Origin of the sequence: Comamonas sp. Z3 (assembly GCF_008121565.1) — a bacterium.
GTDB lineage: Bacteria > Pseudomonadota > Gammaproteobacteria > Burkholderiales > Burkholderiaceae_C > Comamonas > Comamonas brasiliensis.
Genome location: NZ_VOQU01000008.1, coordinates 222,108 through 234,104, shown reverse-complemented (window position 1 = coordinate 234,104; position 11,997 = coordinate 222,108). Strand labels below are relative to the sequence as shown.

Sequence of the window (11,997 nt, the reverse complement as noted above, 5' to 3'; positions counted from 1 at the left end):
GAAGATAAAGAGCAAGTGCCAACAGCCCATGGAATCAAAGGCCTCGGCGGAGTTTGCTTTTCCTTTCCTTTGGCAAGCACCTGCAACTTGCAGGCAGATTCACTATATCTGTGCTCGCGTAGGGCTACCAGGCTTTTTGCACTTTATTTCGCCTTGATGACAAATAAAACGATGTGAGCGTATACACCTCTTGAATCCGTGATTTTTTGCTGTAATTTTTTGAGCAAACTGTACATTCATACAGTTTTTATATAATTTTAAAATCTAAAAAGTATTTTTGTTAGTGTTGACTGAATATTTAGGACGCTTCTAGAATCCGCCAGCGCTCGAAATGAGCGTTTTTTGTTTCCGCTGCCTCACGACTGAGCAGACCGATCGGCGCCCCGAGGGGCGCTTTTAATCGGCCCGCAGCAAACCTCATCGGCCAGTTGTCCTGGTTGCACCGCGAGATTGATCCGGTGCGACCTCGGGCGATAGCCAAGAAAGGACAAGCTATGCCAGCGTCAGGAAAATTAATCGCCTCTGCGCGAACGTTGGGCCATAAGACGGCCCACGGTTTTCTTGCTCTTACTCACAACGGTTTCGCCCTGCTGGGCTTGGCCGTGGCCATTTCGGCCCTGATTTTGATCTCTCGTCCGGACCTGCGTCTGGCCGGCGCCACCGAGCTGCGCGAGTGGCTCGACACACGCCTGCCCGCCAGCACCATTGTGGCTGCCGCCGAAGTGGAGGAAGCTCCTGCTTCCGCCAACATCGTCGTCGCCAGCGACCGTGCCACGGCCGTCAACCCCAAGAACCTGCCCAAGGAGCAGGCGGCTGTCGCCTACTGGCTCAGCAAAAAATACCGGGTGGCGCCCGAACCGATTGCAGCCCTGGTCAGCGAAGCCTATGCCCAGGGCAAGGCCAACAAGCTCGATCCGACGCTGATTCTGGCCATCATGGCGATTGAATCGAGCTTCAACCCGTTTGCCCAAAGCTCGGTCGGTGCCCAGGGCCTGATGCAGGTGATGACGTCCGTGCACACCGACAAGTATGAAAGCTTTGGCGGCCAGCATGCGGCCTTCGACCCTGTGACCAACCTCAAGGTCGGCGTCAAGGTGCTCAAGGAATGCATTGCCCGCGCCGGCTCCATCGAGGGCGGCCTGCGCTACTACGTGGGCGCAGCCAATCTTCCTTCGGACGGCGGCTATGCGGCCAAGGTGCTTGCCGAACACCAGCGCCTGCGCCAGGGCGTGGGCCTGCAGGCCAGCCCGCTGATGACGGCCAAGTCCGAAGCAGCCACCAAGGTCTCCCACGCCCAGCAGGTGGCCCTGGCCGACTCCAATCTCTAAGCGACAGATCCCCGTATTTCTCAAGCTGGCTGCGGCCAGCTTTTTTTATGCCTGGCACGGCTCTGAGGGAAAAACGGGCATAGGCCTTGGAGCCATGCCGGCTCAGCTACACTAGCGGGTGTACGCAACTGGCGATAGGCGCAGAGTTTTCTGCCGCTGACGTGGAAACCGGCAGACTGCAAGGTCTGTGAACCACCGGGGAGCGTACCGCCCAGAGCCGCAGCGACTGCCGCCTGCAAGCGTTTCAGCCGTTCGCCTGGGCAGCCCTTGGCCTCAAGGGAATATCTAAGTTCATAGGACTGCCATGTTTCAACGCACCGATACCGTCGCGAAAGTCGACCCCGAACTGTTTGCAGCTATTGAAGCTGAAAACCATCGCCAGCAAGAGCACATCGAGCTGATCGCCAGCGAGAACTACTGCTCGCCCGCCGTGATGGAAGCCCAGGGCTCCCAGCTGACCAACAAGTACGCCGAAGGCTATCCCGGCAAGCGCTACTACGGTGGCTGCGAGCATGTGGACGTGGTCGAGCAGTTGGCCATTGACCGCATCAAGCAGATCTTTGGCGCGGACGCCGCCAACGTGCAACCCAATTCCGGCTCTCAGGCCAACCAGGCTGTGCTGATGGCTTTCGCCAAGCCCGGCGACACCATTTTGGGCATGAGCCTGGCCGAAGGCGGTCACCTGACCCACGGCATGGCGCTGAACATGTCCGGCAAATGGTTCAAGGCCGTCTCCTACGGTCTGAATGCCGACGAAGCCATCGACTACGACAAGCTCGAAGAGCTGGCCCGTGAGCACAAGCCCCGCATCATCGTGGCCGGCGCTTCCGCCTATGCCCTGCGCATCGATTTCGAGCGCTTCGCCAAGATCGCCAAGGAAGTCGGCGCCATCTTCTGGGTGGACATGGCCCACTATGCCGGCCTGATTGCCGCCGGCGTGTACCCCAACCCCGTGCCCCACGCCGACGTGGTCACCACCACCACTCACAAGAGCCTGCGCGGTCCTCGTGGCGGCGTGATCCTGATGAAGGCCGAGCACGAGAAGGCCATCAACAGCGCCATCTTCCCTGGCCTGCAAGGCGGCCCACTGATGCACGTCATCGCCGGCAAGGCCGTGGCCTTCAAGGAAGCCCTGACTCCCGAGTTCAAGGCTTACCAGGAACAGGTCGTGAAGAATGCCAAGGTGTTTGCCGAAACGCTGACCGAGCGCGGTCTGCGCATCGTCTCCGGCCGCACCGAAAGCCACGTGATGCTGGTGGACCTGCGCGCCAAGGGCATTACCGGCAAGGCTGCCGAAGCGGCTCTGGGTCTGGCTCACATCACCGTGAACAAGAACGCCATCCCCAACGACCCCGAGAAGCCTTTCGTGACCAGCGGTATCCGTATCGGCACGCCCGCCATGACCACACGTGGCTTCGGTGAGGAAGAAGCCCGCATCACCGCCAATCTGGTGGCTGACGTGCTGGACAAGCCCGAAGACGAAGCCAATCTGGCCGCCGTGCGCGCCAAGGTGGCCGAGCTGACTGCCAAGTTCCCTGTCTACAGCAAGTAAATTCTGCTGCGCTGATCTGTCATGAAGTGCCCCTTCTGCAACCATCCAGACACGCAAGTGGTTGAGACCCGCGAGTCCGAGGACGGGGGCTTCATCCGCCGCCGCCGCCGCTGCGGCGGCTGCGACAAGCGCTTCACGACCTACGAGCGCCCCGAGGTCAGCTTTCCGACCGTGGTCAAGAGAGACGGCCGCCGTATCGAGTACGAGCGCGCCAAGCTGCAAGGCTCTTTTCAGATCGCGCTGCGCAAGCGCCCCGTGAGCACCGAACTCATCGATGCGGCCATAGAGCGCATCGAGGACAGGCTGCTCAATCTGGGCCAGCGTGAAATCGATTCCAGCCGCCTTGGCGAGCTGGTGATGGATGAACTCAAGGGCCTGGACAAGGTCGGCTATATCCGGTTTGCCAGCGTATACCGCAGCTTCGAGGATGTGGACGATTTCAAGAACATCATGGATGAGGTTCGCAGTCCCAAGGCCAAGGCCGCCAGAAAGCCCCAGCCCTGACCACCGCCATGACAAAAGCCACCCTCGGGTGGCTTTTGTTTTGTGCACTTGACGGCAGGCATCTGCTATGAATTAATGAGCAACTATCGCATGATATAAAAGGATATCAGATAGTTTTTTATCTAATTCCCTTAATGCACGAGCGTAATGCGCTCCATTAAAGGTAGCGCCATCGGACCGCTGCGGCTTTGCTCGCGCACATGCTCGGCCAGGGCATCCAGATCCAGCATGCCGCCCACCACATCGATGCCTTGCGCGAAGATGCTGAAGTTGTCGCCGCCGCTGCCCAGATAGCTCTGCAGTCCCACGCGGTAGCGCTGCGATATCTCGAGCCGCCGGCCGTTCAGACGCAGCTCGCTCACGCGCCGGCCCGCGGGCTGGCGACGGTCGAAGCGGTAGCTGAAGCCCTCGGACACCTGCAGGATGCGCGGCGCATTCACGGTGTTGCTGCCGCTGTCGAATTGCTGCTCCAGCGCCTGTCGTATCTGCTCGCCCGTCAGGCTCATCACCATCAGCGTATTGCCGAACGGCTGAACGCTGAACAGCTGGCCATAGTTCACGCTGCCGTCGGCCGCGGGCAGCAGGTCGGCGCGCACACCGCCGGGGTTCACAAAAGCCAGTTGCGCTCCGCCCGCGGCGGCATCGCGCGTGGCCGCAAGTATGGCGTCGGCCACGATGCGCCCCATTACGCTTTCGCCATTGGCTTGCGGCATGCGGCTGACAGGTCCGGCCAGCCGCCCTGCAACGGCCTCGGCCAGCGGCCGCGCCGCAGCCTTGTAGCGAGCCACCAGCGCCGCCACTTCAGCATCGGCGTCAAAGACCGGAAACTCGGGCTGCAAGCCCACCTGGCCACCAGCGCTGCGATAGGCCTCGCCCTGCACGATGGTCTGGTGCGCCGACTTGCGGCTGACGCGGCGTTTGCGCGCATCCACCGTCAGTCTGACCTCGGTCAGCAGCGTGCCGTAGTGACCCGCGCTGGTCAGCAAGAACGGCTTGCGGGCATTCACCCTGGCGTAATCGCACACGTAGGAACGATGGGTGTGACCGGAGATCACCACATCGACCTCGCTGGAGAGCTGCTCCAGAATCGGCACGATAGCGCCGGACAGGCCCTGGCAGCTATCGTCCTGCAGGCCCGACGTGGTGGCTCCACCCTCATGGATCAGCACCACGATCACATCGGCCCCCTGCGCACGCAGCTGGGGGATCAGCGCATTGGCCGTCTGTGCCTCGTCGGCGAATGTCAGCCCTCTGACCCCGCTGGGCCGCACCATATGCGGCGTGTTCCTGAGCGTCATGCCGATGAAGCCCACGCCTATGCGCAGACCGTCCTGCTCGAAGAACTTCAGCCCCGTCGCGGGAAACAGCGGCCGGCCGTCGCCGCGCAGCGTATTGGCCGCGAGAAACGGGAACTCCGCGCCCCTGAAGGGCTGGCTGATCTGGCATGGCTGCTTGCTGGTGAACTTCTCGCAGCCACCGTTTTGCATGCGCTGCAACTCGGCTACGCCCTGGTCGTATTCGTGATTGCCAGTGGCCGCAAAGTCCACCCGCATGAGATTGAGCACCTCTATCGTCGGCTCATCGAGAAACAGCGCCGAGACCATGGGCGAAGCCCCGATCATGTCCCCTGCCGTGACCAGCGCCACATGGCGACTGGCCCGGCGGCGCTGGGCGATGGCCCGGGCCATGTAGGCCACGCCGCCCGCAGGCACGACAACGTTGCGGCCCTGCGCGTTCTGCGCCGTCACCGCCAGTCCGGGCGGCTCCAGATGCCCGTGCAGGTCGTTGAAGCCCAGCACGATGATCTCCATGCTGGCAGGCCTGGGCACACCACCGCTGCATGCGCTCAAGCCCAATGCGAGCAGCGCAGCGCAGAGGGGGGCGGAGACCTTGTGAAAAGCACAACGCCAGCCTGGCGACAGGGCGCGAGACTGGCGTTGATCCGGTTTTTTGTCAGTTGCAACCATCGGACTCTCCTGAGTCAGAGCTTGTAACGCACAAAAAGGTCTGGGTGATGTCAGCTGGCCGAGGCCGGAATCGGAGCCAGACCGGAATCCACATCGGCATTCTGCGCGCGGTGGCGCAGCGCATGGTCCATCACCACCAGCGCCAGCAGCGCCTCGGCAATCGGGGCGGCACGAATGCCCACGCAAGGGTCGTGGCGCCCCTTGGTGATGACTTCGGTGCTCTGGCCGTGCACGTCGATGGATTCACGCGGCGTGATGATGGAGCTGGTGGGCTTGATGCCGATGCGCACTTCCAGATCCTGGCCGGTGCTGATGCCGCCCACGATGCCGCCCGCATTATTGCTGCGGAAACCCTCGGGGCTCAGCGAATCGCCGTGCGTGGTGCCGCGCTGGGCAACGCTGTCAAAGCCTGCGCCGATCTCCACGGCCTTGACCGCATTCAGGCCCATCATGGCGTAGGCGATGTCGGCGTCCAGGCGGTCATACAAAGGCTGGCCCAGGCCGACCGGCATATTGCTGGCGTTCACTCGCAGCGCCGCACCACAGGAATCGCCACTCTTGCGCAGCTGCTCCATGTATTCCTCGAAACGGCTCACATCGGCCACGGGTGCGAAGAAGGGGTTGTGAGGCACATGCTCCCAGCTCTCGAAGCCTATGGACAGCTCGCCGATCTGCGTCATGCAGGCGCGGAACTCGGTGCCGAACTTTTCCTTGAGCCATTTCTTGGCCACGGCACCCGCGGCCACGGTGGGCGCTGTCAGGCGTGCCGAGGAGCGACCGCCGCCGCGCGGGTCGCGGATGCCGTACTTCTGGAAGTAGGCATAGTCGGCATGACCGGGGCGAAAGCTCTGCGCAATATTGGAGTAATCCTTGCTGCGCTGATCGGTGTTGCGGATCAGCAGGGCGATCGGCGTGCCCGTGGTCTTGCCCTCGTACACGCCGGAGAGAATCTCCACTGCATCGGGCTCGTTGCGCTGGGTGACGAACTTGCTGGTGCCTGGGCGGCGCCGATCCAGATCATGCTGGATATCCGCCTCGCTCAAGGCCATGCCCGGGGGGCAGCCGTCAATCACACAGCCAATGGCCGGACCGTGGGACTCACCGAAATTGGTGACCGTGAAAATTGTGCCGAAGGTATTGCCGCTCATAGACCGTCAATTATGCCTGCAGCGCCTGCTCACCACCGCGGCTGACTGCTGCCGGGCGGCATGGATGCATGGTCCCAGGCCACCGGCGTGTGCGAGAACCGGGCGCTGTGACGCACGGCCTGCAACTTGCCAAAGCCGCTGTCCAATGTCTGCAGATAGGGCGCGATATCAGGCCTGGCCTCTGTCCAGGCATGGCCCGCTACCTGCACCCGCCCCAAGCCACGCAACCAGTGCGCCACACCGGCCAGGGTGACACGCACACGCCAGCTGCCCCCCTGCTGCGCTTGACGAAGCAAGGCGGCCTCTACGCCAAAGGCCAGCCAGAACCCTGCACCATAGTCCAGCGCCTGCATGGGCAGCGCGCGGGGCTGGGCCGAGCCATGCGCGGCGGCCTCGTCCTCGTTGATGCCACTGGCCGTCTGCACCAGAGAATCAAAGCCGCGCCGCCCGGCCCATGGCCCCTCCCATCCATAGGCGCAGAGTTCGGCCACCACCAGCCCGGGCCGCATCTGCAGCAGTTGCTCTGTGCCAAAGCCCTTGGCCTGCAAAGCCCCGGGGCGGTAGGCCTGCATGAAGACATGAGCACCCCTTACCAGCATGCTCAGGGCATCGTGTCCTGCGGCCTCATTCATATCCGCATGTGTGGACCGCTTGCCCCGGCTGGTATCGGCAATAGCGTCGATATTGGGCAAATGCGGGCTGTTGACCAGCATCACATCCGCGCCATAGGCGGCCAAAGTACGCCCTGCAACCGGCCCGGCCAGAATGCGCGTGAGATCCAGCACCCTCAGCCCCGCCAGCGGCCGCTGCCCGTTCTGCAGTCCCGGCCAGGGCAATGCTGGAGCATCGCCCACTCGCTCTATCTGCACCAGCGCAGCCCCGGCCACCCTCTCCTCCTGGCCCAATGACTGCCACTGGGCATGGCTGCGCGATGCGGCCACCGGCAAGCCACGGACGGCTGCCTGTGTCTCGACGTCCTGCGCACGCCAATGGGCCAGCGCCTGAGCCACGGCCTCGCGTGGAGTGGCTGCGCCCTCGGGCAGCCCCAGCAAGGCCAGCGCCCCGTCGCGGTGATGATCGAAATTGGCATGAATACGAACCCAGCCTGGTTCGCCCACCGCCTGGCCGCAGGCATACAGTCCGGAGACTGGCGCCCATGGGTCAGGCCTTCTTCCATCCAGGGTGAAATAGCCGCTGGACTCGAATGCCGCATGTTGGGCATCTACCGTCACCATTTGCACAGGGCGACGGGGCTGACGCAGCTGCTCTATCTGCGTGGCCGCAAGCGCTGCCGCTGCCACGCTGGCCTGCACTGCATCCACCACGGCAAAGCTGCTGACAAAGCCGCGGGCCCTGCCCGTCAACCGCAGCTGCGATAAGGCCCGTGCAGGCAAACCGGCCAATTCCCATTGCTGCTGCAGCGCGGCACGAGCCCGCTGTGCGGACGCTGCGGAAGAAGAAAAGCAAAGACTGGCTGTAGACATCGAAACTCCTGGCAAGCGCCGTAAACCCATGTCTTGCATTGCACGCGCCATGATCCATGGCCGTCAATCTTGATTGGGCCAATCGACTGCGGACAGCACACACTCGCCATCAACCCATCTGCAGGCGCTACGATGCAGGGCCACCACCTCTCATCGCCTGATCGACTGCCCATGTCCGCTGATATGCCCTCCTCCTCCCCATGGCTGCAGGCGGCAGAAGCTGCAGCCATGCTGGGGGTGCAGCGCGCCAGCCTCTACAGCTATGTCAGCCGCGGCCTGTTGAAGGCTCAACGACTCGTCGGCAGGCGCGGCAACGTCTACCTGCTGTCGGATGTGCAGCGTCTCGTGCGCCAGCGGCAGGCCGTGCGCAACCCCGCACAACTGGCCCAGTCCACCCTGGACTGGGGTCAGGCCGTGCTGGACTCGGCCATCACCCTGGTGCGCGACGGACAGCTTTACTACCGCGGCCACAGCGCCGTACAACTGGCACAAAGCGCCACTTTGGAAGAAACCGCAATGCTGCTCTGGCAGCAAAGCAGCGCAGGCCCCACCGGGGTCGATGAGGCACCGGCAAGGCAGGGGGCTCGTCACATGCCCCGCAGCGCGGCACAGGCGCTGGCCACATGGTTTGGCATGGCAACGGTGCCGCGCAATCATCTGGCACTGCTGCACTGCATGGGAGATGTGTTGCTGGGTCTGCCGCCACCAGCCAGCGCCTCCAGTTCAAAGCCATCTGCGCAAACTGTGACGCTTGCGCCACTGCATCAGCGCCTGGCCGCCAGCTGGCAGATCGCTGCAGATTCTGACGCCAAGGTCGATGCCACCAATGTGCTGCGTAGCGCCCTGGTACTGTGCGCCGACCATGAGCTCAATGCGTCCAGTTTTGCCACACGCGTGGTTGCATCCACCGGCGCCAGCCTGCATGCCAGCGTCGGAGCAGGGCTGGCCGCATTGTCCGGCCCACTGCATGGCGGCATGACCCGGCACATCAGCGCTCATTGGGACGAATGGCATGGCAGACCGCCCAAGGCAGCCCTGGCCGCCTCGTTGCAGGCCTTGCTGGAAGCCAGGCAGACCGGTCAGACACCGCACTACATGGCAGGATTTGGCCACCCGCTCTACCCTTCAGGCGACCCGCGCAGCGCCTACCTGCTGGCCCTGCTGCCATTTGACTCCCGGCGCGAAAACCTGATTGACCAGGTCCATGCGACAACTGGACTGCACCCAAGTCTGGACTACAGCCTGGTGGCCATTGAACGCGCCCTGCGCCTGCCGCCAGGTGCGGCCTTTGTGCTGTTTGCCCTGGGCCGCACCGTGGGCTGGATTGCCCATGCGCTGGAGCAGCAGGCTACGGGCCAATTGATACGCCCGCGCGCGCAATACACCGGCGCCCAGCCCGCTACAGACATGGAGGCCGCGCCCACACAGCTCGGCCGCATCATCCGCTTCTAAGCGGTTTACCGGGCCGCAAAAAACGGCCCGAAGGCCGCCTGACTCAGATGCAGAACTGCTGCGCAGTCATTACTCCGCACCCTGGCGCTCGCCTTCGGGCCAGTCGCGGATATAGGCCTTGAGCATGCGGTTCTCGAAGTTCTGGCTGTCCACCACGGCCTTGGCCACGTCATACAGCGAGATCACGCCCATCAGCATGCGCTTGTCCATCACCGGCATATAGCGCGCATGGCGATCCAGCATCATGCGGCGCACCTCGTCCATATCGGTTTCCATGGTGCAGGTCATGGGCGCGTCGTCCATGGCGCCGCGCACGGAAATGTTCTCCACGCCGCCGGTCTTCACAAAGCCCTGGATCACTTCGCGGAAGGTGAGCATGCCCACCACATCGCCGTGATCCATCACGACCAGCGAGCCGATGTCCTTCTCCGACATCACCTGCACCGCCGCGGCCAGGCTTTCATCGGGCGACACCGTGTACAGGGTATTGCCTTTGACGCGCAGGATGTCACTAACTTTCATTGCTGTTCTCCGAAGTCTGTTTGGCACGCTGTGGCAGCTTTTGTCCTGCATGTGTCAGCACATGCGGCATCGCTTTGCACAGAATGCAGGTGCGTGCACAAATATAGCCCACAATGGCTTGCATTCAGAAAAACTAAAACAATGACGAAACATATGAATTTCTACATATTTAATCGTCTATCCGACCAAATTGATATTTGATTGCCTGATCAATCACACATTGCGTCAATCAATACCAGCCATGGAGACACAACATGCCCGGTTACTCTGACCCCGGCTTCGACACCCTGAGCCTGCATGCAGGCGCCCAGCCCGACCCTGCCACCGGCGCACGCGCCGTGCCCATCCATCTGACGACGTCCTTCGTCTTCGAATCCAGCGACCACGCGGCCAGCCTGTTCAATCTGGAACGCCCCGGCCATGTCTACAGCCGCATCTCCAACCCCACCAATGCGGTGCTTGAGCAACGCGTCTCGGCCCTGGAAGGCGGCGTGGGCGCGATTGCCGTGGCCAGCGGCCAGGCGGCGCTGCACCTGTCGATTGCCACGCTGATGGGTGCGGGCAGCCATATCGTGGCCAGCACGGCCCTGTATGGCGGTTCGCAGAACCTGCTGCACTACACGCTGGCGCGCTTTGGCATAGAGACCACCTTCGTCAAGCCAGGCGACATCGATGGCTGGAAGGCTGCGGTGCGCCCCAACACCAAGCTGTTCTTCGGCGAAACCGTGGGCAACCCCGGACTCGATGTGCTGGACATCCCCACGGTCAGCCAGATCGCCCACGAAGCCGGCGTGCCGCTGCTGGTGGACTCGACTCTGACCTCGCCCTGGCTGATCAAGCCTTTCGAGCATGGCGCGGATATCGTCTACCACTCGGCCACCAAGTTCCTGTCCGGCCACGGCACGGTGATCGGCGGCATCGTCGTCGATGGCGGCAGCTTCGACTGGGAAAAATCGGGGCGCTTTCCCGAGCTGACCCAGCCCTATGACGGCTTTCACAACATGGTGTTCAGCGAGGAGTCCACCACCGGCGCCTTCTTGCTGCGCGCCCGCCGCGAAGGCCTGCGTGACTTCGGCGCCTGCATGAGCCCGCACAGTGCCTGGCTGATCCTGCAAGGCATAGAGACCCTGCCGCTGCGCATGGAGCGCCATATGCGCAACACCGAAAAAGTGGTGCAGTTCCTCGCCAGCCACCCTCTGGTCAGTCGCGTGGGCCACCCCATGCTGGAGACCCACCCCTCGCACGTTCTGGCCAGGAAGCTGCTGCCGCGCGGCGCCGGCTCGGTGTTCAGCTTTGACATTGCGGGCAACCGCAACCAGGGCAAGAAGTTCATCGAAACGCTGAAGGTCTTCAGCCATCTGGCCAATGTGGGCGACTGCCGCTCTCTCGTGATCCATCCCGCCAGCACCACGCATTTCCGCATGAGCGACGAAGCGCTGGCCCAGGCCGGCATAGGCCAGGGAACGATCCGGCTGTCGATCGGACTGGAAGACGCCGACGACCTGATCGACGACCTCAGGCGTGCGCTCAAGGCGGCCGAGAAAGCCGCCTGATGCAGGTTCGAGCCTTCACGCCGGCAGATACCGAGGCCGTCGTCCAGCTATGGCAGGACTGCGAGCTGACCCGCCCCTGGAACGATCCGCACAAGGACATTGCACGCAAGCTCAGCGTCTCGCCCGATCTCTTCTGGCTGGGCTGCGACGCGGATGGCCGCATCATCGCCAGCATCATGGTCGGCTATGACGGTCACCGCGGCTGGATCAACTACCTGGCCGTTCACCCCGCGCATCAGCGACGGGGTCATGCACGCCAGCTGATGCAGCGCGCCGAGCGCGCGCTGAGCGAACTGGGCTGTCCCAAGCTCAACCTGCAGGTGCGTGCGGGCAATGAAGCGGTGCTCGCCTTCTACGAAAGCCTGGGCTATGCCGACGACCGGACGCTGAGCCTGGGCAAGCGGCTGATTCCCGATCTTTGAGCCACTTGCATCACCAATCCATATAAAAAACAGCCTCTAGCGCTTACCCATACTGCGGAGACAGC

The 11,997-nt window shown here is 62.8% G+C and carries 10 protein-coding genes and 1 riboswitch; of the genes, 6 read left to right on the top strand and 4 right to left on the bottom strand.

Annotated elements, in window-relative coordinates; genetic code table 11:
- The first annotated feature begins 494 nt into the window (after window positions 1–494).
- The 3 genes from FSY59_RS22805 to nrdR all read left to right on the top strand — a co-directional run bounded on the left by FSY59_RS22805 (window position 495) and on the right by nrdR (window position 3,384).
- Window positions 495–1,328: a lytic transglycosylase domain-containing protein gene (locus FSY59_RS22805; protein WP_003053391.1), complete on the top strand. Its 834-nt coding sequence runs from the start codon at window positions 495–497 to the stop codon at window positions 1,326–1,328.
- A 114-nt stretch (window positions 1,329–1,442) separates the two neighbouring features.
- A riboswitch (ZMP/ZTP riboswitch) is annotated at window positions 1,443–1,597 on the top strand.
- 35 nt (window positions 1,598–1,632) lie between these two features.
- Window positions 1,633–2,880: a serine hydroxymethyltransferase gene (glyA, locus tag FSY59_RS22800; RefSeq protein WP_019043194.1), complete on the top strand. Its 1,248-nt coding sequence runs from the start codon at window positions 1,633–1,635 to the stop codon at window positions 2,878–2,880.
- 21 nt (window positions 2,881–2,901) lie between these two features.
- Window positions 2,902–3,384: a transcriptional regulator NrdR gene (gene nrdR, locus FSY59_RS22795; protein WP_019043195.1), complete on the top strand. Its 483-nt coding sequence runs from the start codon at window positions 2,902–2,904 to the stop codon at window positions 3,382–3,384.
- 131 nt (window positions 3,385–3,515) lie between these two features.
- Here nrdR and FSY59_RS22790 read toward each other — a convergent pair whose 3' ends face one another.
- The 3 genes from FSY59_RS22790 to FSY59_RS22780 are packed head-to-tail and all read right to left on the bottom strand — an operon-like array spanning window position 3,516 to window position 7,983.
- Complete coding sequence (locus FSY59_RS22790; protein WP_148729743.1) at window positions 3,516–5,351, bottom strand: bifunctional UDP-sugar hydrolase/5'-nucleotidase; 1,836 nt, start codon at window positions 5,349–5,351, stop codon at window positions 3,516–3,518.
- 50 nt (window positions 5,352–5,401) lie between these two features.
- On the bottom strand, window positions 5,402–6,499 hold the full coding sequence (aroC, locus tag FSY59_RS22785) for a chorismate synthase (protein WP_019043197.1): 1,098 nt from the start codon (window positions 6,497–6,499) through the stop codon (window positions 5,402–5,404).
- 29 nt (window positions 6,500–6,528) lie between these two features.
- A complete protein-coding gene (locus tag FSY59_RS22780; RefSeq protein WP_187427963.1) occupies window positions 6,529–7,983 on the bottom strand; it encodes a CoA transferase in 1,455 nt (484 codons plus the stop codon).
- A gap of 171 nt (window positions 7,984–8,154) precedes the next feature.
- On the opposite strand from FSY59_RS22780, the gene FSY59_RS22775 reads away from it, so the two are divergent.
- Window positions 8,155–9,435, top strand: a complete 1,281-nt coding sequence (locus FSY59_RS22775) for a citrate synthase family protein (RefSeq protein ID WP_255439685.1) — start codon at window positions 8,155–8,157, stop codon at window positions 9,433–9,435.
- A gap of 69 nt (window positions 9,436–9,504) precedes the next feature.
- On the opposite strand, the gene FSY59_RS22770 is transcribed toward FSY59_RS22775, so the two are convergent.
- Window positions 9,505–9,957 carry a CBS domain-containing protein gene (locus FSY59_RS22770; RefSeq protein ID WP_003053381.1) on the bottom strand — a complete coding sequence of 151 codons (453 nt, stop codon included), beginning with the start codon at window positions 9,955–9,957 and terminating at the stop codon, window positions 9,505–9,507.
- A 254-nt stretch (window positions 9,958–10,211) separates the two neighbouring features.
- On the opposite strand from FSY59_RS22770, the gene FSY59_RS22765 reads away from it, so the two are divergent.
- Together FSY59_RS22765 and FSY59_RS22760 are read left to right on the top strand one after the other, a co-directional pair.
- Window positions 10,212–11,510 (top strand): O-acetylhomoserine aminocarboxypropyltransferase, encoded by a 1,299-nt coding sequence (locus FSY59_RS22765; RefSeq protein WP_003053379.1) that lies wholly within the window; start codon window positions 10,212–10,214, stop codon window positions 11,508–11,510.
- Entirely contained in the window at window positions 11,510–11,932 is a 423-nt protein-coding gene (locus tag FSY59_RS22760; RefSeq protein WP_019043202.1) for a GNAT family acetyltransferase, read from the top strand. Before FSY59_RS22765 ends, FSY59_RS22760 begins: the two co-directional genes overlap by 1 nt.
- Window positions 11,933–11,997 lie beyond the last annotated feature (65 nt).

Excerpts from the sequence above, each read along its gene's own strand:
- FSY59_RS22805 (WP_003053391.1), top strand. The coding sequence starts at position 495 with ATGCCAGCGTCAGGAAAATTAATCGCCTCTGCGCGAACGTTGGGCCAT.
- glyA (WP_019043194.1), top strand. The coding sequence starts at position 1,633 with ATGTTTCAACGCACCGATACCGTCGCGAAAGTCGACCCCGAACTGTTT.
- nrdR (WP_019043195.1), top strand. The coding sequence starts at position 2,902 with ATGAAGTGCCCCTTCTGCAACCATCCAGACACGCAAGTGGTTGAGACC.
- FSY59_RS22790 (WP_148729743.1), bottom strand. The coding sequence starts at position 5,351 with ATGGTTGCAACTGACAAAAAACCGGATCAACGCCAGTCTCGCGCCCTG.
- aroC (WP_019043197.1), bottom strand. The coding sequence starts at position 6,499 with ATGAGCGGCAATACCTTCGGCACAATTTTCACGGTCACCAATTTCGGT.
- FSY59_RS22780 (WP_187427963.1), bottom strand. The coding sequence starts at position 7,983 with ATGTCTACAGCCAGTCTTTGCTTTTCTTCTTCCGCAGCGTCCGCACAG.
- FSY59_RS22775 (WP_255439685.1), top strand. The coding sequence starts at position 8,155 with ATGTCCGCTGATATGCCCTCCTCCTCCCCATGGCTGCAGGCGGCAGAA.
- FSY59_RS22770 (WP_003053381.1), bottom strand. The coding sequence starts at position 9,957 with ATGAAAGTTAGTGACATCCTGCGCGTCAAAGGCAATACCCTGTACACG.
- FSY59_RS22765 (WP_003053379.1), top strand. The coding sequence starts at position 10,212 with ATGCCCGGTTACTCTGACCCCGGCTTCGACACCCTGAGCCTGCATGCA.
- FSY59_RS22760 (WP_019043202.1), top strand. The coding sequence starts at position 11,510 with ATGCAGGTTCGAGCCTTCACGCCGGCAGATACCGAGGCCGTCGTCCAG.